At 48.6% G+C, this 20,400-nt stretch carries 24 protein-coding genes; 7 read left to right on the top strand and 17 right to left on the bottom strand.

What is annotated here, in order from left to right:
* The 7 genes from hisD to hisIE are packed head-to-tail and all read left to right on the top strand — an operon-like array spanning window position 1 to window position 6,174.
* Window positions 1–1,329: a histidinol dehydrogenase gene (gene hisD / locus NJR55_RS13380; protein WP_253620388.1), complete on the top strand. Its 1,329-nt coding sequence runs from the start codon at window positions 1–3 to the stop codon at window positions 1,327–1,329.
* Window positions 1,326–2,399 carry a histidinol-phosphate transaminase gene (hisC, locus tag NJR55_RS13385; protein WP_253620389.1) on the top strand — a complete coding sequence of 358 codons (1,074 nt, stop codon included), beginning with the start codon at window positions 1,326–1,328 and terminating at the stop codon, window positions 2,397–2,399. Before hisD ends, hisC begins: the two co-directional genes overlap by 4 nt.
* Window positions 2,396–3,472 (top strand): bifunctional histidinol-phosphatase/imidazoleglycerol-phosphate dehydratase HisB, encoded by a 1,077-nt coding sequence (gene hisB, locus NJR55_RS13390; RefSeq protein ID WP_253620390.1) that lies wholly within the window; start codon window positions 2,396–2,398, stop codon window positions 3,470–3,472. The genes hisC and hisB overlap by 4 nt, the downstream gene beginning before the upstream one ends.
* Entirely contained in the window at window positions 3,469–4,059 is a 591-nt protein-coding gene (hisH, locus tag NJR55_RS13395) for an imidazole glycerol phosphate synthase subunit HisH (RefSeq protein WP_253620391.1), read from the top strand. Before hisB ends, hisH begins: the two co-directional genes overlap by 4 nt.
* Window positions 4,053–4,790, top strand: coding sequence for a 1-(5-phosphoribosyl)-5-[(5-phosphoribosylamino)methylideneamino]imidazole-4-carboxamide isomerase (gene hisA / locus NJR55_RS13400; RefSeq protein ID WP_253620392.1), 738 nt, complete (start codon window positions 4,053–4,055; stop codon window positions 4,788–4,790). The genes hisH and hisA overlap by 7 nt, the downstream gene beginning before the upstream one ends.
* Complete coding sequence (gene hisF / locus NJR55_RS13405) at window positions 4,772–5,569, top strand: imidazole glycerol phosphate synthase subunit HisF (RefSeq protein WP_253620393.1); 798 nt, start codon at window positions 4,772–4,774, stop codon at window positions 5,567–5,569. Before hisA ends, hisF begins: the two co-directional genes overlap by 19 nt.
* The gene (gene hisIE, locus NJR55_RS13410) at window positions 5,566–6,174 is read left to right on the top strand and encodes a bifunctional phosphoribosyl-AMP cyclohydrolase/phosphoribosyl-ATP diphosphatase HisIE (protein ID WP_253620394.1); all 609 of its coding nucleotides are present in this window, start codon (window positions 5,566–5,568) and stop codon (window positions 6,172–6,174) included. The genes hisF and hisIE overlap by 4 nt, the downstream gene beginning before the upstream one ends.
* On the opposite strand, the gene NJR55_RS13415 is transcribed toward hisIE, so the two are convergent.
* The 17 genes from NJR55_RS13415 to NJR55_RS13490 all read right to left on the bottom strand — a co-directional run bounded on the left by NJR55_RS13415 (window position 6,171) and on the right by NJR55_RS13490 (window position 20,400).
* Entirely contained in the window at window positions 6,171–7,559 is a 1,389-nt protein-coding gene (locus NJR55_RS13415; RefSeq protein WP_253620395.1) for an MATE family efflux transporter, read from the bottom strand. The genes hisIE and NJR55_RS13415 overlap by 4 nt on opposite strands.
* A 16-nt stretch (window positions 7,560–7,575) precedes the next feature.
* The gene (locus NJR55_RS13420) at window positions 7,576–8,364 is read right to left on the bottom strand and encodes an alpha/beta fold hydrolase (RefSeq protein WP_253620396.1); all 789 of its coding nucleotides are present in this window, start codon (window positions 8,362–8,364) and stop codon (window positions 7,576–7,578) included.
* Window positions 8,365–8,373: 9 nt separating this feature from the next.
* The gene (locus NJR55_RS13425; protein ID WP_253620397.1) at window positions 8,374–8,781 is read right to left on the bottom strand and encodes an MAPEG family protein; all 408 of its coding nucleotides are present in this window, start codon (window positions 8,779–8,781) and stop codon (window positions 8,374–8,376) included.
* Window positions 8,782–8,856: 75 nt separating this feature from the next.
* Window positions 8,857–9,504, bottom strand: a complete 648-nt coding sequence (gene adk, locus NJR55_RS13430) for an adenylate kinase (protein ID WP_253620398.1) — start codon at window positions 9,502–9,504, stop codon at window positions 8,857–8,859.
* A 117-nt stretch (window positions 9,505–9,621) separates the two neighbouring features.
* Complete coding sequence (gene htpG, locus NJR55_RS13435; protein ID WP_253620399.1) at window positions 9,622–11,535, bottom strand: molecular chaperone HtpG; 1,914 nt, start codon at window positions 11,533–11,535, stop codon at window positions 9,622–9,624.
* Between the two features lie 65 nt (window positions 11,536–11,600).
* Window positions 11,601–12,206 (bottom strand): recombination mediator RecR, encoded by a 606-nt coding sequence (gene recR / locus NJR55_RS13440; protein ID WP_253620400.1) that lies wholly within the window; start codon window positions 12,204–12,206, stop codon window positions 11,601–11,603.
* Window positions 12,207–12,222: 16 nt separating this feature from the next.
* On the bottom strand, window positions 12,223–12,549 hold the full coding sequence (locus tag NJR55_RS13445; RefSeq protein WP_034823014.1) for a YbaB/EbfC family nucleoid-associated protein: 327 nt from the start codon (window positions 12,547–12,549) through the stop codon (window positions 12,223–12,225).
* A gap of 31 nt (window positions 12,550–12,580) precedes the next feature.
* Window positions 12,581–14,737, bottom strand: coding sequence for a DNA polymerase III subunit gamma/tau (gene dnaX / locus NJR55_RS13450; protein ID WP_253620401.1), 2,157 nt, complete (start codon window positions 14,735–14,737; stop codon window positions 12,581–12,583).
* 25 nt (window positions 14,738–14,762) lie between these two features.
* On the bottom strand, window positions 14,763–15,296 hold the full coding sequence (locus NJR55_RS13455; RefSeq protein WP_253620402.1) for an adenine phosphoribosyltransferase: 534 nt from the start codon (window positions 15,294–15,296) through the stop codon (window positions 14,763–14,765).
* A gap of 16 nt (window positions 15,297–15,312) precedes the next feature.
* Window positions 15,313–15,690: a response regulator gene (locus NJR55_RS13460; RefSeq protein WP_253620403.1), complete on the bottom strand. Its 378-nt coding sequence runs from the start codon at window positions 15,688–15,690 to the stop codon at window positions 15,313–15,315.
* Window positions 15,691–15,725: 35 nt separating this feature from the next.
* Window positions 15,726–15,848, bottom strand: coding sequence for a hypothetical protein (locus NJR55_RS13745; protein WP_255801606.1), 123 nt, complete (start codon window positions 15,846–15,848; stop codon window positions 15,726–15,728).
* Between the two features lie 66 nt (window positions 15,849–15,914).
* Window positions 15,915–16,670, bottom strand: coding sequence for an HvfC family RiPP maturation protein (locus NJR55_RS13465; RefSeq protein ID WP_253620404.1), 756 nt, complete (start codon window positions 16,668–16,670; stop codon window positions 15,915–15,917).
* Window positions 16,663–17,472 carry an HvfB family MNIO-type RiPP peptide maturase gene (locus NJR55_RS13470; protein ID WP_253620405.1) on the bottom strand — a complete coding sequence of 270 codons (810 nt, stop codon included), beginning with the start codon at window positions 17,470–17,472 and terminating at the stop codon, window positions 16,663–16,665. Before NJR55_RS13470 ends, NJR55_RS13465 begins: the two co-directional genes overlap by 8 nt.
* 74 nt (window positions 17,473–17,546) lie before the next feature.
* Entirely contained in the window at window positions 17,547–18,845 is a 1,299-nt protein-coding gene (locus tag NJR55_RS13475; RefSeq protein ID WP_253620406.1) for a tetratricopeptide repeat protein, read from the bottom strand.
* A 3-nt stretch (window positions 18,846–18,848) separates the two neighbouring features.
* A complete protein-coding gene (locus NJR55_RS13480) occupies window positions 18,849–19,460 on the bottom strand; it encodes an energy transducer TonB (protein WP_253620407.1) in 612 nt (203 codons plus the stop codon).
* 1 nt (window position 19,461) lies between these two features.
* Complete coding sequence (locus tag NJR55_RS13485) at window positions 19,462–19,863, bottom strand: ExbD/TolR family protein (RefSeq protein ID WP_199493857.1); 402 nt, start codon at window positions 19,861–19,863, stop codon at window positions 19,462–19,464.
* A 12-nt stretch (window positions 19,864–19,875) separates the two neighbouring features.
* Window positions 19,876–20,400: a MotA/TolQ/ExbB proton channel family protein gene (locus NJR55_RS13490; protein ID WP_253620408.1), complete on the bottom strand. Its 525-nt coding sequence runs from the start codon at window positions 20,398–20,400 to the stop codon at window positions 19,876–19,878.

Here is a 20,400-nt window from a genome sequence, read left to right on the forward strand (position 1 = left end):
ATGAGTGAATTACGGATACCCATTGAACAATGGCAAAGCCTGACGGCGGCGGAGCGAACTCAACGCTTAGCACGCCCCGGACAGGCTCAGGCTGAGTCTCTGCGTGAAAAAGTCGCGGTAATTCTAAGCGACGTGCGTGATAACGGTGAACGTGCGGTACTGAACTATACCCGCCAGTTCGATAACCCGGATGCGACCTCACTGCGAATGAGCAATGAACAGGTGGAAGCAGCCGTAGCTAGTTTAGATGACAAAGTAAAACGCGCCATAGACACCGCTTACCAGACGATTTACCGCTTTCACGAAGCACAGCGGCCGCAAGATTTAAGCATTGAAACAGCGCCAGGTGTACAGTGTGAACTTCGCTATGCACCTTTAGATGCAGTCGGTCTGTACATTCCCGGCGGCAGCGCGACCTTGCCTTCTACCGCGTTAATGCTGGGCGTTCCGGCACAAATTGCCGGGTGCCAGCGTGTGGTTATGGTCAGCCCGCCTAATAAACAAGGCGAATTACCAGCCGCCCTGCTCTATGCGGCTAAGCGTTGCGGCGTAACCGATATTCTGCTGTGTGGCGGCGCTCAGGCAATTGGCGCGCTGGCCTACGGCATAGAGTCATCGCCTGCTGTAGGTAAAGTCTTTGGCCCGGGTAACAGCTTCGTGACCGAAGCCAAGCAACAGGTTAGCCAGAATGACAGCGGCTGTGCCATGGATTTACCGGCAGGCCCCTCAGAGCTTCTGGTCATTGCTGATGACAGTGCAAACCCAGCCTATGTGGCGGCAGATCTACTCTCGCAGGCTGAGCACGGCCCGGACTCTCAGGTTATTTTGCTTACGCCGTCAATAACGGTCGCGAAAAACGTACGGCAGGAGCTGATTGCACAATGCGCTCAGCTAAGTCGCGCCGATATTGCGGAGCAGGCATTGCAGGCAAGTCGTCTTCTGGTGGTTGCCGATATGAATGAAGCCATAGCCATTAGCGAAACCTATGCGCCTGAGCACCTTTCAATTCAAACGGACAACGCACGCGAGCTGCTGCCACAGTTAACCCGGGCAGGCTCTGTCTTTGTCGGTCACTACACGCCGGAATCCGGCGGTGACTATGCCACCGGTACCAACCACGTGCTGCCAACTTATGGCTATGCCCGCAATTACAGCAGCCTTGGGCTGGTTGATTTTTACCGTCGTTATACGGTACAGGAAGCTAGCCAGGACGGACTACGCCAGTTAGCAGAAGCCATTACTACTTTGGCTGACGTTGAAGGTTTAGATGCGCACAAACGTGCCGTGACTATTCGTACGGAAACTAAAAGTACGGAGAGCAAACTATGAGCATTGTTGAGCAGTTACAGCGCCAGCATCTGAAACAGCTAACACCCTATGCCTCTGCACGGCGTAGTATGAGCGGCGGCAATATCTGGCTGAACGCAAACGAGTCTCCGTACAGTAACTCGTACAACGTTGATGACAGTAAACTTAACCGTTACCCGGAGTTTCAGTCTAAGCCGCTGAATCAGGCATACGCTGAATACGCCGGAATTAAAGCCTCGCAGGTGTTAAGCAGCCGCGGTTCGGATGAAGGTATCGAGTTACTGATACGAGCTTTTTGTGAGCCGGGGCAGGACAAGGTACTGATTTGCCCACCCACATACGGTATGTACGCTATTTCGGCTAAGACCTTTGCCGTTGGTGTTACGGAGGTTCCCTTACTAAATAGCGGAAAGGTGAACAACTGGCAACTGGATACGGAGTCGGTCATAGAAGCTTCCGCTGAGTGCAAAGTCATTTTCCTGTGCTCGCCGTCAAACCCATTGGGAAATGCACTGAATACAAATGACATTGAACAGGTATTACAGCACTCGCCACGTTCTATTGTGGTAGTTGATGAAGCCTATATTGAGTTCAGCTCTGGTGACAGCGTTGTCAGTTGGCTGGAACGTTATCCGAATTTGGTGGTGTTACGTACCTTATCGAAAGCCTTTGCTCTGGCCGGCATTCGCTGCGGCTTTTTGCTGGCGAATGACGACATCATTGAGTTACTGCAGAAAGTTCTGGCGCCGTACCCTTTGCCAGACCCTACAGTGCAAATTGCGGTTCAGGCTTTGCAGACAAGTTCGCTTGAACGACTTCAGCAACAGGTAGCAACCTTATTAGCCGAGCGCGAACGGGTGCAAACAGCCTTAGAGCAAACACCACTGACCCTGGTATCGCAAAGTGACACTAACTTTTTACTGTATCAGTGTGAAGATGCCGCTGGTTTAGTGAAGACACTTGCCGATAACGGCCTATTAATACGTAATCAGTCGGCGCAGCGGGGACTGGAAAACGTTGTTCGTATAACTATTGGCAGCGCCGCCGAAAATGACGAACTGATTCAACAGTTGAAGGACTATTTTTCATGAGCCAGAAGCCTATTCTATTTATCGATCGTGACGGAACTCTGGTCGAAGAACCAGCCACTGACAAGCAGTTGGACAGTGTTGAGAAGTTGGTGTTTGAACCGAACGTGGTACCGGCTTTGCTGAAACTGCAACAGGCTGGTTATCAGTTGGTGATGGTGTCCAACCAGGATGGTCTGGGGACAGACAGCTTTCCACAAGCCGATTTTGACGCGCCACATAATTTGATGATGGCGGTGTTTGAATCACAAGGTATTCGGTTTAATGACGTTCTGATTTGCCCTCACTTTGACAGTGATAACTGCAGCTGCCGTAAGCCTGCGCTTGGGCTGGTAAAGTCGTACCTGAAAGAAGGCCGTGTGGATTTCACAAACTCCTACGTTATTGGCGACCGTGAAACCGACCTGCAACTGGCAGAAAACATGGGGATTGAAGGCCTGCGTTACAGCCGCACCGAACTCAACTGGGATGCCATTGTACACCAGCTACTGGATAACCCACGTACAGCTTCGGTTACACGCACCACCCGGGAAACGGACATCAACATTAAGGTGGATTTAGACAGCCAGGCACCGCGCGAATTTGATACCGGCATTGGCTTTTTTGATCACATGCTTGAGCAGATAGCCACACACGCGGGTTTCTCGCTTTCGGTTAAGGTTAAGGGTGATTTGCACATTGACGATCACCACACCATTGAAGACACCGCCCTAGCCTTAGGTCAGGCATTGCGCTCAGCACTGGGCGACAAGCGCGGCATTGGTCGCTTTGGCTTTGCTCTGCCTATGGATGAATGCCGGGCGGAATGTCTGATCGATTTATCCGGACGCCCCTATTTGAAATGGGGAGCAGATTTCACCCGCGACAAAGTCGGCGAATTATCCACCGAAATGGTCGAGCACTTTTTCCGCTCGTTAACCGATGCTATGGCAATGAGCTTGCACTTATCGACCACCGAAGGTAATACCCACCACCAGGTCGAAAGCCTGTTTAAGGTATTTGGCCGGGCGCTGCGTCAGGCCATTACCAAAACCGGAGACCAACAGTTGCCTTCAAGTAAGGGGATGCTGGCATGAATGTGGTGATTGTCGATACCGAGTGTGCCAACCTGACTTCGGTCCGCTTTGCGGTTGAACGCCTGGGCTACTCAGTGCTTATTACCGATGATGCAGAACAAATACGCGCCGCTGACCGTGTCATTTTACCCGGCGTAGGGACAGCTGCCGCGGCTATGCGTAACTTACAGCGCAAGCAACTCGTTGAACCGCTGCGGGAGTTAACCCAGCCAGTGTTGGGTATTTGCCTGGGTATGCAGTTGCTGACCTCGCACTCGGAAGAAGGTGACGTTGACTGCCTGAATCTGATTCCGGCAAAAACCAAACGCCTGCGCGATTCTGGTCTGCCTTTGCCGCATATGGGCTGGAATACGCTGCAGCCAACCGCAGATAACCCGCTAGTCCAGGGAAATGACAGTTATTGCTACTTCGTGCACAGTTTTGCCGTGGCAGTAGATGAATATACTATTGCCAGCAGCGAATACGGCGAGCGCTTTGCCTCTATGATACGGCACAACAACTATTTTGGTGCGCAGTTTCACCCCGAACGCTCAGGCAAAACAGGCGAAGCTCTGCTAAAACGTTTTTTGGAGTTAGAATTATGCTGATCCCTGCTCTGGATCTTATCGACGGCAAAGTTGTTCGCCTGTATCAGGGCGACTTCGCGCAAAAAACCGAGTTTGATTTAACCCCGCTGGGACAGGCTCAGCTCTATGCAGAAGCGGGTGCCGAGTGGCTTCATCTGGTGGATTTAGACGGTGCTAAAGACCCTGACAAGCGCCAGCAGAAGCTGCTGGCTAAGCTCGCCTCAGATTCCGGCATGAGGTGTCAGGCTGGCGGCGGGATTCGTACAACCGAGGATTTAGAAGCTTTATTTGAAGCCGGTATTGAACGTGCTGTAATTGGTTCAACCGCGGTTAATAACCCGGACAGAGTAAAACAATGGTTCCAGACCTACGGCGGAGAAAAAATTGTACTGGCGCTGGATGTGAATATTGATCAGAGCGGCAATGCGATGGTCGCCACTCACGGCTGGCAACAGGCCAGCACTCATACACTGGATGATATTCTCAACCGTTATCTCGATTTAGGCTGCCTCCATGTGCTGTGCACCGATATCAGTAAAGACGGCACCATGACCGGCACCAATGTTGAACTCTATAAGCGTTACAAAGCACTTTATCCACAAGTGGTCTGGCAGGCATCCGGTGGTGTCAGTTGCTTAGACGATCTTAAAGATTTGAAAGCTGTAAACTGTGATTCAGTTATTCTGGGTAAGTCATTGCTTACCGGCGCTTTCACTATGCAGGAGGCACTGGCATGCTGGCAAAACGCGTAATACCCTGCCTGGACGTTCGCGACGGACAAGTCGTTAAAGGGGTTAAGTTTCGAAACCATGAAATTATTGGTGATATTCTGCCACTGGCAAAACGTTATGCGGAGAGCGGTGCCGACGAACTGGTGTTTTATGATATTACCGCATCGGCAGATGGCCGCACGGTGGATAAGTCCTGGGTTGAGCGGGTTGCCCGGGAAATCAACATTCCTTTTACCGTTGCCGGCGGCATTCGTTCGGTTGAGCACGCACAAACCATGCTGTCTATGGGCGCGGACAAAATTTCCATTAATTCGCCAGCCCTGCTTAACCCCAATTTAATTAACACGCTGGTTGAGGAGTTTGGTCAGCAATGCATCGTTATTGGCATAGACAGCTTTTATAACGAACAGTCCGGTGAATATGAAGTGCACCAGTTTACCGGAGACGAGAGCAAGTCGCATAAATCGGCATGGCAAACAAAAGACTGGCTGCAGGAAGTCATTTCCCGTGGTGCCGGTGAGATTGTGTTGAACTGTATGAATCAGGACGGTGTGCGTCAAGGTTACGATATTGCACAACTGTCGGCATTGCGCGCGCATTGCTCTGTGCCGTTAATCGCGTCAGGCGGTGCCGGTGAGATTCAGCACTTTGTTGATGCCTTTCAAAAGGCGCAGGTAGATGGTGCACTTGCGGCTTCGGTGTTTCACAAAAACCTATTCAGCATCAGCGACGTCAAAGCCGCTATGGCAGCCAATAATATTGCGGTTCGCCCCATTGAAGCGCTTCAGGAGACGACATGAAAATTGATTTGAATAACATAGACCAGTTGGCCTGGGAGAAAATGTCAGGTTTACTGCCCTGCACAGTACAACACGCTCTAACCGGTGAAGTGTTAATGCAGGCCTATATGAGCACAGAAGCCATTAAGGAAAGCTTTGCTAGCGGTAAAACCACCTTTTACAGCCGCAGCAAAGATCGTTTATGGACTAAGGGCGAAAGCTCAAACAACTACCTCCGGCTTGAGGGCATCTATTCGGACTGCGATAACGACGCGTTACTGGTTCAGGCTATACCCGATGGCCCTACCTGCCATTTAGGCAACCGCAGTTGTTTTGCCGAAGCACCTAAGCCCTTGCTGCATGAGCTTGACTCGCTCATTGCCAGCCGTAAAGGCGCAGATACCAGCGAAAGTTACACTGCCAGTCTGTTTGCTAAAGGATTAAAGCGAGTGGCTCAAAAAGTCGGCGAAGAAGGCGTTGAAGTCGCTCTGGCAGCGGCAACTGCCGATAAAGACGAGCTGGTTAATGAAAGCGCGGATTTACTTTATCATTTGCTGGTTGCGCTGCGAGCCAATGAGCTTAGCCTGGACGATGTGCTGGAGGTATTAGCGAAGCGCCGCGGTTAAGCGGCGCTGTTTAACTGCTCACGAAAATGCTTACGCTCGTATCGGCGGGATACGCGGCGTAAGCGCAGTGATAAGAGTACCGCCGCGACACTTAAGCCACTAATAAAGCCAATCCAGAAACCGGCCGCGCCCATGGCCGGCACGACCCAGTCGGTCAGCCCCAGAATATAACCAACAGTTAAACCAAATGGCCAGTACGAAATAAAGGCCAATATCATTGGGTATTTAGTGTCTTTGTAGCCACGCAGAGTGCCAATGGAAATGGCCTGGAAGGTGTCCGACACAGTGAAAATAGCCGCCAGCCCCATCAGCGTTGCTGCCAGATTAATAATATCCTGGTCAGGAGTGTAAAGGCTGGCTAACCAACCACCACCCAGATACATAATTAAACCGTTAACGCCCGCAAACACGCCACCAAAAAGCATCGCGAGTTTAAAGCTCAACATGGCGTTTTTCGGATTACCCGCACCCAGCGCAAAACCAACCCGTAACGTCACCGCCATAGAGATACTCAGCGGCACCATATACACTAACGAACTTATGTTCAGCGCAATCTGGTGAGCAGAAACCACTGTCGGCCCCAGCGGCGCAATTAATAACGCGACCGCAGCAAACAGACTAACTTCGAAAAAGAGCGACATTGAAATAGGAAAACCAATGCGAATAACGTAGGTAACGTCGTCCCAGTTAGGCCGGTACCAGCGACGGAGCAGGCGTAACCGCTTGTAGCGTTTTGCGGTAAAGGTATAAACCACCATTGAAAGCGCCATACCCCACAAGACGATAGCCGTTGCCAGGCCGCAACCGGCACCGCCCAGCTCCGGCATACCAAATTTGCCGTAAACAAAAATGTAGTTTGCCGGAATATTTATCAATAGTCCGATAAAACCAATGATCAGCGACGGCATGGTGTTCGACAAGCCCTCGCAGAAGTTTCTCAGTACAGCATAAATAACAAAGCCCGGTATCCCCCAGGAGATGTAAAACAAATAATCCAGAGTAATGGCGCGAAAGTCGTCTTCAACTTCCATAATGTCGAGCAACCAGGGCGCGGATGACATACCGAGTAATGTGATAACACCAACAATGGCGCAAGCGTAGAGCCCCTGCTGCAATATGTTAGCGACACGCCGGTGCGAATTTGAACCGTCCAGATGAGAGATAATTGGCGCTAATGCCAGCGCCAGGCCAAACACCAATAAAGTTGCTGGCACAAAAATACTGCCACCGACAGACACAGCGGCCAAATCAACCGCGCCTTTACGCCCGGCCATAACAGTGTCCACAACACTCATTAACATTTGGGTTAACTGAGCCACCAGAATAGGGCCGGTCAGTTTAGCCAGCTTATTAAATTCGCCTTTATTATTCGTCCACCAGTTCACGCGCGTTTTCTCTGGGTTAGGATTGCTTACGCAAAAATTGCAGGATACGCTGATTCACATCAGCCGGATGAGTCAAAGGCCCCATATGCCCCGCTCCAACGGAGTCTCGCTGGACATTGGGAAGTATCGTCGATAAAGCCTCTGCGACAGCTTTTGCACTACGACGAGTGTGTTCGCCCTGCAGCAGCAGAACGCTTTGCTCTACCCCGCTGTAGTCTTCCAGGCGTCGGGGTTCGTTAAGCAAGGCGTCGAAGTCCAGAGCCACTTTGGCAGCCTGACTAACCATAATTTGCTGAATGCGTTCAGGCAAAGCATCAAAATACCCGGCGTCATTCCAGTAATCGACAAAGGTGCGAGTGCATTCGACTGCGTCTTTACCATGCATAGCGTGACTGATCTCCTGTATTTCCAGCATTCCGGGAGAATCGTCCGGTAATACGTGAAAGGCAACAGGTTCGTAGACAACCACATCGGCAATTTTAAATGGTTTTTCCAACGCCAGTTTTAATGCAACAGCGCCGCCATAGGAGTGACCAACCAATTGCACAGGCCTGGATAACGCAAGTTGCTCAACCGCGCTAATAATACGAGGCAGTTCCTGCTCCAGTCGAAAATTTGCCGTAAACTCGACGTTAGGCGCCTGCCCATAGCCCAGTAAATCAACCGCAATAACAAAGTGAGTGCTGGCTAATTCTTTTATTAACGCCCGCCATTGAGTACTGGCGCTCTGCGAGCTGTGCAACAAAACAACCGGAGGGTTTTGCTGTTCGCCATACAGATGGATACCTGATTCTAATTCAGACATAGCTTCACTTTATAATAAACTGACACCAATAAACTGACCGATACCAAAGCCAGCAGCTAACAATAAAACGGCAAAAGTCGTTAATACCCCAATGGTGCGGGGCAAACTCACGCCAACACTGCGGGTTAATCCAATAGCGTGACATAAACGAGCAACGATTAACGCAATACCCAGCCCATGGAGCAGAGCAAGCGGAGCGTATTGTACTTCAATCATAGCAAACAGAATAAGCGCCAGAGGCACATACTCAATAAAGTTACCGTGGATACGCACTGCGACGTTGAGCTCTTCCGCTTCACCGGTGCCCAAACCTACCCGGTGTTTCCAGCGCAAGCGGATAATGTTCACAGCCAAAACAAGATAAATAAGCGTTAAAATGCCCGCATAAAAGCCGGTTATTGTTAGTTGAGATGTCATTGGAATGCCTCTTTTTATTCGTTGGGGCCTGGCTTCATTAAAAAAGGCTCACCATGTGAGCCTTTTAGTAAAAAATTACTTTCTGAGCAAATCGCCCAGCTGCTCACTGACTCTTTCAACAGGTTGCGTACCATCAATTTTGTGATACTCCGTCTTACCTTCTTTAGACAGCTTTTGATAATACTCTACCAAAGGTTCCGTCTGCTCGTGGTAAACCGAAAGACGCTTTCGAACCGTCTGCTCCTGATCATCCGGGCGAACAACCAGATCTTCACCCGTTTCGTCATCTTTGCCTTCCACTTTCGGTGGATTGTGCTCAACATGATAAACACGACCGGAACCAGGGTGGACACGGCGACCACTCATGCGATCAACAATAATTTCGTCCGGAACATCAAATTCCAACACGTAATCAATTTCAATACCGTTATCGCGCATCGCATCGGCTTGCGGAATGGTTCTTGGAAAGCCGTCAAGTAAAAAACCATTCTGGCAGTCTGGCTCTGCAATTCGTTCTTTGACCAATTCGATAATGATGTCGTCCGACACTAACTGTCCGGCATCCATAACTTGTTTGGCCTTTTTACCCAGTTCCGACCCGGACTTTATTGCTGAACGCAGCATATCACCGGTGGAAATTTGAGGGATCCCAAAAGTATTCATCAGGAATTGTGCCTGAGTTCCTTTTCCAGCTCCCGGGGCGCCTAACAAAATAATGCGCATAGAAAACCTCTTTGCATGATTCAAAAGTCTGCCCCGAACTTTACCCTGACAGGCGGGCTATTACAAGCGCAGAAAGCCGCTGCAGGCAATGACTTACCCACAGCGGTTGGTATGAAATTAAGCGTTAAGCATTAATTTATTAAGACGGGTAACGAAGGAAGCCGGATCTTTCAAGTTGCCCCGCTCCGCTAAAGTGGCCTGATCCAATAAAACTTCAGCCCATTCTTTGAAGGTATCATCCTCTTTGGTCAGCATGCGCTGAACTAAGGGGTGCTCAGGGTTTACTTCAAAGATGTACTTCGTTTCAGGAACCGTCTGACCAGCCGCTTCCATCAGCTTAGCCATTTGCGTGCTCATATCATTATCGTCGGTAATGATGCAGGCTGGCGAGTTAGTTAAGCGGTTAGTCACACGGACCTTCTTCACTTTGTCACCTAAAGCTTTTTCAAAGCGTTCCAGGTTTTCTTTAAAGGCTTCTTCGGCTTTTTCCTGCTCAGCCTTGTCTTCTTCGTCGTCCAGTTCACCTAAGTCTAGGTCACCACGAGTCACTGACTGTAACTGTTTCTCTTTAAATTCAGTCAGGTGGCTCATTAGCCATTCATCAATGCGCTCTGAAAGCAGCAACACTTCAATGCCTTTCTTGTTAAAGATTTCCAGCGCAGGGTTATTTCTGGCGGCTTCGTAGCTGTCAGCAACAATGTAGAAGATTTTATCCTGACCTTCTTTCATTCGCTCAATGTAGTCGTCCAGGCTGACTGACTGCACTGCGCCGTCGTTATGCGTTGAAGCAAAACGCAGCAGCTCGGCAATACGCTCACGGTTAGTGTGATCTTCCGCCGGACCTTCTTTCAGCACATTGCCAAAAGTATCCCAGAACTGTTGATACTGCTCTTTGTCGTCTTTTGCCAGCTTTTTCAGCATTTGCAGTACTTTTTTGGTACTGCCATTACGCATCGCACGGGTGATTTTATTGTCCTGCAAAATTTCACGCGAAACGTTCAGCGGTAAGTCATTTGAGTCAACCAAACCACGCACAAAACGCAGGTAAGTTGGCATTAACTGCTCAGCGTCGTCCATAATGAAGACACGCTTCACATAAAGTTTAACGCCGTGCTGTTGTTCGCGGTTCCATAAGTCCCACGGAGCGCGTTTTGGAATGTACAGCAAGTTAGTGTATTCGGTTGTGCCTTCAACTTTGTTGTGGCTCCACAACAGTGGTTCATCAAAGTCGTGTGCTACCGTTTTGTAAAACTCTTTGTATTCATCGTCAGTAATGTCTGACTTCTCACGAGTCCAGAGTGCCTGGCCTGAGTTTACGGTTTCCCATTCGCCGGGCTGCCCTTCCACTTTGTTGCCTTCGTCGTCTTCTGACTCAGGTACCGGTTCTTTCCACATCTGAACCGGAATACTCAGGTGCTCTGAATATTTGTTGATAATGCCACGCAGACGGTTTTCATCTAAAAACTCATCGGCATCGTCTTTCAGGTGCAAAATAATATCGGTGCCGCGACGGGCTTTATCAATGTCAGCAATTTCGAAATCGCCTTCACCTTGCGAGCGCCATTCAACTCCGCGAGCGTCTTTATCTAATGCTGAACGGGTTCTTACGGTAACTTCATCGGCAACAATAAAGGCTGAATAGAAGCCAACACCAAACTGGCCGATAAGCTTGCTGTCTTTTGCTTCGTCGCCGGACAGCTGACCGAAGAACTCAGCCGTGCCTGACTTGGCAATGGTCCCTAAGTTATTCATCACGTCGTCGCGCGTCATACCAACGCCGTTGTCGCTGATGGTAATGGTGCGGCTGTCTTTATCAACAGAAACACGAACGTGCAGGTCACTGTCATCACCGTACAGAGAGTTGTCGCTTAAGGCCTTAAAACGCAGTTTATCTGCTGCGTCGGACGCATTAGAGACCAATTCGCGTAAGAAAATTTCTTTATTGGAATACAAAGAATGAATCATCAGGTGAAGCAATTGTTTTACTTCTGTCTGAAATCCATGTTTTTCCATTTGACCGGCTTCCGCCATAGTATATTTCTCCTGCTGTTATTACCTATGGCAATAACAATGGGGGCGCAGGAGACATTTTCAAGTCATCGGGAAAATTGTTTTCGGCCACTGAAGGCGTGACCCAGTGTGGTTTGATCGACATAACCTAACTCACCGCCTACTGGCACCCCGTGAGCAATTCGAGTGGTGTTGATATTCAATTGCGCGGCAATGTCGGCAATATAGTGCGCGGTAGCATCCCCTTCCACTGTCGGGTTAGTTGCCAGCACAATTTCTTCCACCGGCTCGCTCTGCAGTTGCCGCTCCAGCTCATCCAGACCAATGTCCGCCGGACCAATGCCATCGAGCGGAGACAAATGCCCCATCAACACAAAATAACGCCCCTGAAATTGAGAAGTCTGTTCAATGGCTAATACGTCGGCGGGCGTTTCAACAATGCAAAGCACACCGTTTTCGCGCCGTATAGGGTTACTGCAAATGCGGCACAAGGGTTCTTCGGTTAAAGTCCGGCAACACTCGCAGTGGCCTACTTTTTCCACCGCCGACTGCAAAGACTCGGCAAGCCTTGAGGCTCCACCGCGATCGCGCTCAAGCAAATGAAACGCCATACGCTGTGCTGACTTTTGGCCAACACCCGGTAGGCGTTTTAAATTCTCGACCAGTTGATCGATTGCCGGACTGATACTCATTAACTGACCTTACGACTTAGAAAGGCATTTTAAAGCCCGGAGGTAAACCCATACCGCCGGTTATTTCAGACATACGCTCTTTGCTGGTCTCTTCAACGCGACGCACAGCATCGTTGGTCGCTGCAGCAATTAAGTCTTCCAGCATTTCCTGGTCGTCTTCCATTAAGCTAGGATCAATGCTTACGCGCTTTACGTTGTGGTTACCCAGCATGGTAATTTTCACCAGGCCTGCGCCGGCTTCACCGGTAACTTCCATATTGGCGACTTCTTCCTGGGCTTTTTGCATGCGCTCCTGCATTTGTTGCGCCTGCTTCATCATGTTACCCATTCCACCTTTAAACATAATTTTCTTCCTCGTTTAAGCTTTTAAAAAATTAACGCGCCTGAATTGATGACTCATCAATTTGCGCTTGAAACCTTTGTTGTAAGTCCTGTACGCCGGCGTCTCCGTGTAATATTTCACATGCGCGCTGGTGACGGTATTCATTGATATGTTGTTGCACCATTAAAGGGGTTGGCTGGCTCGGCACGCCAACTTTAAACTCTACCCTTGCGGTAGCCCCTAATAGCCCGGCCAAAGACTCTCTGACGGCCTGACTGGTCGATTCGTTCAATAAACTTTTCTGTTCTTCAGCCACCAGAATCAGCCAGTCGTCGTCGCCGAGCTTTTGCAGTTCGGAGTTTAACAACACCTGACGAGCCAGCCCGGAAATGTCCATGCCCGCTATCATCGCACTCCATTTATCAACTTCGGCGGCTTCGCGGATATCGTCATTTAACTCAGGCAACTCATAGTTACTGGTATCTTGATTAAATTCAGCCATTGGTACCGCCGCCGAGTCAGTATTTGACTCTGTAGTTGGCTCTACACTTGGTTCTGCACTTGGTTCTAGATTGGTTTCGCTACCCAGTTCTTCGTTTAATTCGTCTTTTGATTCCGGCTGATGCGCGGGTTGAGCTTCTGGTTCGGCTTTTGTCGGAACAGTTAATGGCATCGGCGAGCTGTTCTCTGCCCGGCTGTTTAATGTTTTGTTGCTATTGTCTGGATTTTTTTTTTCAGCCAGTTGCTCTCGCACGCGTAAAAGATCGGCTACGCCAGAACTACTCTGCGTCGCCGGCTCTGGCGCTGGCGCTGGTTCTGCTGTTTGCTCAGGTGCTGACTCCGACTTAGCGGCTTCTTCCATATGATACGGAGGCGCATCATTATGATAAAAGCCTGCGTCATCATCCGGTTCCGGGTAATTAAATTCAGGAGGCTCTTCATGCTCACTATAAGACGGTTGCATAGGCTCTGAGAGCTCAGCTTCAGGCTGCGGCTCTGGTTCTGCCTGCGGTGTTACTTCGGTTTCAGGCTCAGGTTCAGTCACTTCTGGAGCAGGAGCATTTAGCTTTGACTCAGGCATATCAACAGCAGACGAGTCCGGTTCTGAAATGTTGTAATCGCCCTTTTCTGCCGGGCGGAAACACAGCAACCGCAATAAAGTCATTTCAAGTCCGCTACGTGCGTCTATAGCGTAAGCCTGCTCGCGGCGACCTTCCAGAACCGTGCGATAGAAAACCTGAATAAGTTCAGCCGGCATACGTCGTAATAATGGTTTCACAACATCGCTGTTTTCGAACACGTTAGCGGCACTGGGTACTTGCTGAACCAACGCCAACTGATGTAATAAGCTCTGTAGCTCAACCAGAACTGAACTCAAGTCCGGTACCATGGATACCATGCTGTCCACACGCTGCATTACGGCTTCTGCATCCCCTTCGAGAACACACTCCAGTAATGCTGCAATATCGGCCACGGGTACGTTGCCGAGCATACGTCTGACACTGTCGATACTAACCGAGCCGCTACCTTGGGCAATAGCCTGATCGGTTAAGCTAAGCGCATCGCGCATACTGCCACGGGCAGAACGAGCTAACAGTGGCAGCGCTTCGGGGTCAGCCTGAACCTGTTCCTGCGATAAAACATAGCTAAGCTGCTGCGTAATATCGTCGTTCGACAAGGCCTTTAAATTAAACTGCAGACAACGCGATAAAATGGTGACCGGTAGCTTCTGCGGATCGGTTGTCGCCAGCAGGAACTTTACGTGCTCCGGTGGTTCTTCCAGAGTTTTCAGCAGCGCATTAAAACTGTGTCGTGACAGCATGTGCACTTCATCAATTAAATACACTTTATAGCGACCACGGGTGGGTCGATATTGGACGTTATCAAGTAACTCGCGGGTGTCTTCAACTTTGGTTCTTGATGCAGCGTCAATTTCCAGCAAGTCAACAAACCGTCCCTGCTCTATTTCAAGGCAGGCACTGCATTTACCACACGGCGTCGCGGTAATACCTTCTTCGCAATTTAGTGCTTTAGCGAGAATTCGTGCAATGGTGGTTTTGCCCACTCCGCGAGTACCGGTAAACAGATAAGCATGATGAAGCCGCTGCTTGTCTAACGCGTGCTCAAGCGGCTTCAGAACATGTTGTTGGCCGACAACTTCTGCAAATTGCGAAGGTCGCCATTTTCTTGCCAGTACCTGATAACTCATAGGATGGATTATTAACTCTGTTTCGTTAAAACTGACATAAGGTATAGCACGCAACGCCAGCCTGCTGCAATTTATCTTCACCACCAAGCTCAGGTAAAGAGACCACAAAAGCGGCTTCAACAACGTCTGCGCCAGAGGACTTAATCAATTGACTTGCAGCAATCACCGTTCCGCCGGTAGCCAGTAAATCATCGACAATCAGCACCCGATCGTTTTCGGTCAAAGCGTTTTCATGCATTTGCAATTCGTCTGAGCCGTACTCTAACTCGTAATTCTGGCGTGTCACTTTGCCGGGTAACTTCCCGGGTTTTCTTAACAAAGTGACTCCACAACCCATGGCATAGGCTAATGCGGAACCAAAAATAAAGCCACGGGCTTCAACGGCAGCAATTTGCGTTATGCCCTGCTCAGCATAGCGTTGCTTTAACGTATTAATGGTTAATCTGAACGCATCCGGGTTTTGCAGTAAAGGCGTTATATCCCGGAAAATAATACCTGGCTTAGGGTAGTCCGGAATGGAACCGATAGAGTTTCTTATATCCACCGTGGCTGATTCCATAATCTTAGTCTCATCATTATGCGACAAAACGCACCGCCCAGGATTTTAGCGTATCCAACAGAAAATCCTCGTTTAAAGGTTTAGCCAGACATTGAGTCGCACCGGCTTTTAATGCCTTTGGCTCTATCTCTACCAAGTCCTGAGTTGACATAAATAACAAAGGAGTGCGGTGATAGGCATCTAGGTCACGCAGGTTTTTCAGTAAAGACAAACCGTCCATAACCGGCATTTTATGGTCAAGTAAAACAATATCAAAATAGGCCTGTTTTGCTTTACTTAAGCCATCTAAACCATCCCTGGCTACAGTAATCTCGAAGCCAAGTGGCTTTATCGTTTGGCAAATAGACTCAAGCGTTTTGTCTTTATCCTCGACAACGAGCAAAGTGACTGACATAAATGTCGCTTACCTGATAGTTAATGAGGATGTATTTAAGAAGAAAGAATTTGTGTTAAACGCAGAACCAGCGGTAAACAGGCCCAGAATAAAAACAACACTGCCGTAATAAGCAAAAATCGTTTGCCTGCCGGTTCTTTAAAGGTTTCTGATGACATAACTTTTACCTCTTGATGAAATCGGAGCTGATCATACTCGATCCTCGACAACGATAAAAGTTGAATTCAATTCTTTACCTTCAATATTAATTGCTGCCCGGCAAGCCTGTTTAAAGTCTGTTCAGCCCCTTGCTGTAACTGCTCTCTGGGCCATTGAGGGAGTAATTCGGGTAAAAGCTCAAGTAAGCTATTTAGTTGAATACTATCTCTATTTTGTAGCTCTGTTAATAGTAAAAAAGTCATCGCATTAATGCGAATAAAGCGAACCTTATCGTTGTTGTCGCGAAATACGATCAAAAAACGCGGTTCTGCCAAGGGCTCCTGAGGTTGAAACTCAGTGCTTATTTCATCAACGGGGTACTGATATGACGAGACGATAGCCGTCGGGTTAAGTGCAATCAGAGAGTCCCTCTCAAGCGCCTCTTCCGGACGAATATAATTTTCAGGCCACGGCTTTTGCTCTACCGCCAGCTCTGCCCATTCGTAGTGAGCCAGTTCAGCCGCAAAGATAAACAACTCTTCATGAGACTGCAGATATTCAACAAAACTTGCGGCAATACCAGTAAAATATGGTGACTGAGAAGAAAAGGTACGAAAGAACCGTTCCTTGGTTTCTGCCCATTGCTTTTCCGCTGTCAGCTTTTTAAGTACAGGGAATGCACTATCAATAAAGCGAAAGATATTATTGCGCAACAATCGCTGATAAACAGCCAGGCGCCGCGCTTCTATCTCATCCAGCCAAGGCTCGTCTACGAACTTTTCCGGCGCTTTTAACTGTTCAACGAAGCGATTTTGAATTTCTTTAAAAGTTATTTTACTCATGGCGAGCCTGTATCGCCTTTATTCTATTCAATTCCTGGTTTAACTCTTCCAGCGAAGGGAAGTTAAAGTCTCTTTCCAACAAAGTAGGGTAAACGCCGTGCCGTCCATAAGCATAATCCAGAAGCTGGAAAACTTCGTCTTTTACGCTGGCACCATGAGTATCAATATAAAGGTCGTCGTATTCTTCATGATGCCCCGCTATGTGTCCGTAGACAATTCGTTCAGAAGGCAGGCCGTCGATGAACTCATAAGGGTCATAACTGTGATTTACGCTGTTAACAAAGACATTGTTCACATCCAGCAAAAGCTTGCAGTCTCCGGCCTCAAGCACCTGATTAATAAACTCTAACTCAGTGAGCTGCGGCGAAGGGCTGGCGTAATAAGAAACGTTTTCCAATATTAAAGCTTGCCCTAACCTATCCTGTACTTCCTTAATCCTCTCGCTAACATAGGCAACGGCATCGGTTGTAAAAGGAATAGGCAGTAAATCGTATAACTGGCCATTATGAGAACAATAGCTTAAATGCTCACTGTAAATTTCAATATCAAATTCGGTCAAAAAGCGTTTCACATCTTTCAGAAAGTTTTGGTTCAACGAGTCCTGGCTGCCAATAGAAAGCGATAACCCATGGCAGGTCAGTTGATATCTCCCGGCTATTTTGCCGAGTTTTTCCAAACGAGAACCTTTAAAAGGTATCCAGTTCTCAGGGGCTATCTCAAGAAAATCCGCATCAATATCACCAGCTAAAGCAGCCTCGAGCAACTCGTTTCTTAAGCCTAGACCGACCGAATGAGACCTCATGTTCTTCTCCCCAGAAAACAAAAACCCGACACTGTGGCCGGGTTTTATTACGCAGTTATAAAAACGAAAAGAGATTAATCGAGATCGATACCTTTTCGCTTAGCTGTAGACTTAATATAACCCTTCCAGCTACGAGCACTGCGACGTTGACCATCGAAGGTTGCAGCTTCATCAACATAACGCATAGCCTGGCGATAGTCACCACCATAAAAATACGCTTCTGCTAACGACATGTAGACACGACCTTCGTCATCACGCTCTAAATAGTCCAGAGCTTTCTTCAAAGGTGTCGCTGCCGCAATATACTGCTCATTTAACAGCATCAAATTACCTTGCTTGCGGTAGTACTCACCTTTGTCATCACGTTCTTCAGCAGACTCAGCTGCGCGCTCATACCAGGAAACGGCTTTCTCAAGTTCTTTAGCGCGGTGATAACTATTAGCGATAGTCGCAAAGTTCTTCGCAGTCTTTTCGATATCACCCGCTTCTACGTGCTTTTCCATAGTCGCAGCAGCTTTGTACGGAATACCTTCATTATCATAAAGCTGAACCAACATTTTATATTGATTCTCTTTATCCAGATATCCGGCCAAATACGCAATTTCCATAGTTTGAAGAGATTTAGCTAAGTTTTCTTCTAACATATAAAACTGCGCTAACTGCGGCCACCATTGGGTGACTTCGGGCAATTTATTCAAACCTTCTTCAAGAACTTCTATCGCCTGAGGGTACATCTTACGCTCGTAGTAAGAGGCCATCATTAACGTGTAGACATTCTTGTCAGGTTTTTCAGCTGCTTCTAAAGACGCTTCGGCTAAAGGAATGATTTCAGCGAAGTTCTTCATCTGATAATGCGCATTAGCCATGTACAAGAAAACCTGAGCGTCGCGTTCGCCTGTAAATTGAACCCATTTTCTAAGGTATTCAAGGCTCTGCTCGTACTTCTCTTCTTGCAGACTAATTTGCCCTACCAGCTTCATAGCCGCCGCTTGGTCGTTCCAACCGAGCACGTCCTGATCCACCGCGTTTTTCAAGACTTTTAAAGCATCAGCCATGCGCTCATCTGCTGCATAAAGATTACCAAGAAAACGATCCAGATACGCAGAGTCGTAACCGGGCTCAGGGTCTTGATCTTCAAGAACCGCTATCGCTTCTTTGATTTTCTCTTCTTCATACAGTTCAAACGCATCCATGATTGCCCGGCCAATACTCTGCGAAGCAGCCTTATTGTCACGAGCCTTCTTCTGCGCCTCAACGGTCTCTTTGTCCGGGATGTTGAAGCCAAGGTCCTGTGCCGAAGCCTGGACCGTTGTCATCGACATAACCGAAGCAAAAACCAGGGCACTAACAAATGTTTTAACTGTATATTTCATTTCTTAGTCCCCACTCATTGTGAAGTCGAGCTGGACGGTCATGCCTTCCTGACGAACAGGCTTACCATCAATGACCTTGGGCTTATATTTCCAACGCAATAACGCGCGTCGTGCCTCACGGTCGAAAACTCGACGAGGTTCAGAATCGATAACTTCAACGTCAGTTACACCACCTTGCTGGTCGATAGTGAAGCGCAACTGTACCCATCCTTCGGTGCCGTTTCTTGCGGCTGAAGGCGGATAACGCGGTTCAATACGAACAATAGGTGTTGCGTCACCGTCAGAACTTAAACCTCCACCAGGACCTGAAAGTCCGGTATCAGCCCCACCAACATCAACATCAAAACCCATGTTCATGTTCATACCACTGTCTGATGTATCAGGCTCAGACTGTGGTGTTTCTGGTGGCTGCTCCGGCGGCGGCGGTGGCGGCGGCGGCGTACGCCGACGCTCCTGAACGTCAGACTCAGGTGGCGACGTTACGATGTCAATAACGGGCGTCGGAGCCGGCGCTTCGTTGCGCTGTGCTCCTCCGCCGATTAAGTAAGCCATGAAAGCAAACAGAGCAAACGTAACGGCGGCACCTAGTAGTAAAGATACTAAAAAGCGCACCATATTAGTTATTCTCCGCAGCTATGGATATCTTATCGATACCCGCTTCCTTAACCTGATCCATGACTTCTACAACGACACCATGTTCAGCTTTCTTGTCAGCCTGGATAACAACAACATCGGTTGGTTGCTCGGCAAGCATACGTTCAATGTTAGCGCCTACACGCTCAACATCCACTTGACGTTTATCCATCCAGACTTCACCCGTTTCGCGGATAGCGATAAAGATGTTAGCTGAAGGTTCCTTGGTCGTATTACTGGCTTCAGGCTTATTAACCTGAATACCCGCTTCTTTGACGAATGAGGTCGTTACGATAAAGAAGATCAACATAATGAAGACGATGTCGAGCATCGGCGTCATGTCGATCGACGCATCTTCCTCTTCTCGATTACGATTACGTGCCATAGTTTTACTCTCTTAGTGATGTGGCAAACTGTCAACAAGGCCTTCTTTCGCTCTACGCACTTTACTTTCAAGGCGTGTTGCGAAAAACATACCGGATAACGCAGCTACCATTCCCGCCATAGTCGGGATTGTTGCCATCGAGATACCCGACGCCATTAGACGAGGGTTACCCGTCCCTTGTACTGCCATGATTTCAAACACCGAAATCATACCTGTTACGGTACCCAGCAGCCCAACTAGTGGACATAAGGCAACACAAGTTTTTATCAACAGAATACGTGCATTCAGTTTATCGTTCGCTTCGGAAATCCATGCTTCACGGATTCTATGGGCGTACCATGAGGTGGTGTCCTTACGGGCATCCCATTTCGCTATAATCTCATTGCGAAGTTTGGGGAAAGCACCTGTAAGGTACCAATAACGCTCAATCATCAGTACCCACATTAGAAAGAGCACCCCCATGACGATGTACAGGACATCGCCACCGGTAGCCAGAAAATCCCTGATAGATTCCCAAAGTTCCATCAGGTAAAGCAT

The organism is Idiomarina rhizosphaerae (assembly GCF_024159085.1).
Classification (GTDB): Bacteria; Pseudomonadota; Gammaproteobacteria; order Enterobacterales; family Alteromonadaceae; genus Idiomarina; species Idiomarina rhizosphaerae.

Coding starts and splice junctions, on each gene's coding strand:
- NJR55_RS13465 (WP_253620404.1), bottom strand. CDS start 16,670: ATGAGTAAAATAACTTTTAAAGAAATTCAAAATCGCTTCGTTGAACAG.
- dnaX (WP_253620401.1), bottom strand. CDS start 14,737: ATGAGTTATCAGGTACTGGCAAGAAAATGGCGACCTTCGCAATTTGCA.
- hisD (WP_253620388.1), top strand. CDS start 1: ATGAGTGAATTACGGATACCCATTGAACAATGGCAAAGCCTGACGGCG.
- NJR55_RS13425 (WP_253620397.1), bottom strand. CDS start 8,781: ATGACATCTCAACTAACAATAACCGGCTTTTATGCGGGCATTTTAACG.
- NJR55_RS13460 (WP_253620403.1), bottom strand. CDS start 15,690: ATGTCAGTCACTTTGCTCGTTGTCGAGGATAAAGACAAAACGCTTGAG.
- NJR55_RS13485 (WP_199493857.1), bottom strand. CDS start 19,863: ATGGCACGTAATCGTAATCGAGAAGAGGAAGATGCGTCGATCGACATG.
- NJR55_RS13470 (WP_253620405.1), bottom strand. CDS start 17,472: ATGAGGTCTCATTCGGTCGGTCTAGGCTTAAGAAACGAGTTGCTCGAG.
- hisH (WP_253620391.1), top strand. CDS start 3,469: ATGAATGTGGTGATTGTCGATACCGAGTGTGCCAACCTGACTTCGGTC.
- adk (WP_253620398.1), bottom strand. CDS start 9,504: ATGCGCATTATTTTGTTAGGCGCCCCGGGAGCTGGAAAAGGAACTCAG.
- hisA (WP_253620392.1), top strand. CDS start 4,053: ATGCTGATCCCTGCTCTGGATCTTATCGACGGCAAAGTTGTTCGCCTG.
- NJR55_RS13745 (WP_255801606.1), bottom strand. CDS start 15,848: ATGTCATCAGAAACCTTTAAAGAACCGGCAGGCAAACGATTTTTGCTT.
- NJR55_RS13455 (WP_253620402.1), bottom strand. CDS start 15,296: ATGGAATCAGCCACGGTGGATATAAGAAACTCTATCGGTTCCATTCCG.
- NJR55_RS13445 (WP_034823014.1), bottom strand. CDS start 12,549: ATGTTTAAAGGTGGAATGGGTAACATGATGAAGCAGGCGCAACAAATG.
- NJR55_RS13420 (WP_253620396.1), bottom strand. CDS start 8,364: ATGTCTGAATTAGAATCAGGTATCCATCTGTATGGCGAACAGCAAAAC.
- NJR55_RS13480 (WP_253620407.1), bottom strand. CDS start 19,460: ATGGTGCGCTTTTTAGTATCTTTACTACTAGGTGCCGCCGTTACGTTT.
- NJR55_RS13475 (WP_253620406.1), bottom strand. CDS start 18,845: ATGAAATATACAGTTAAAACATTTGTTAGTGCCCTGGTTTTTGCTTCG.
- NJR55_RS13490 (WP_253620408.1), bottom strand. CDS start 20,400: ATGCTTTACCTGATGGAACTTTGGGAATCTATCAGGGATTTTCTGGCT.
- hisF (WP_253620393.1), top strand. CDS start 4,772: ATGCTGGCAAAACGCGTAATACCCTGCCTGGACGTTCGCGACGGACAA.
- htpG (WP_253620399.1), bottom strand. CDS start 11,535: ATGGCGGAAGCCGGTCAAATGGAAAAACATGGATTTCAGACAGAAGTA.
- hisC (WP_253620389.1), top strand. CDS start 1,326: ATGAGCATTGTTGAGCAGTTACAGCGCCAGCATCTGAAACAGCTAACA.
- hisB (WP_253620390.1), top strand. CDS start 2,396: ATGAGCCAGAAGCCTATTCTATTTATCGATCGTGACGGAACTCTGGTC.
- hisIE (WP_253620394.1), top strand. CDS start 5,566: ATGAAAATTGATTTGAATAACATAGACCAGTTGGCCTGGGAGAAAATG.
- recR (WP_253620400.1), bottom strand. CDS start 12,206: ATGAGTATCAGTCCGGCAATCGATCAACTGGTCGAGAATTTAAAACGC.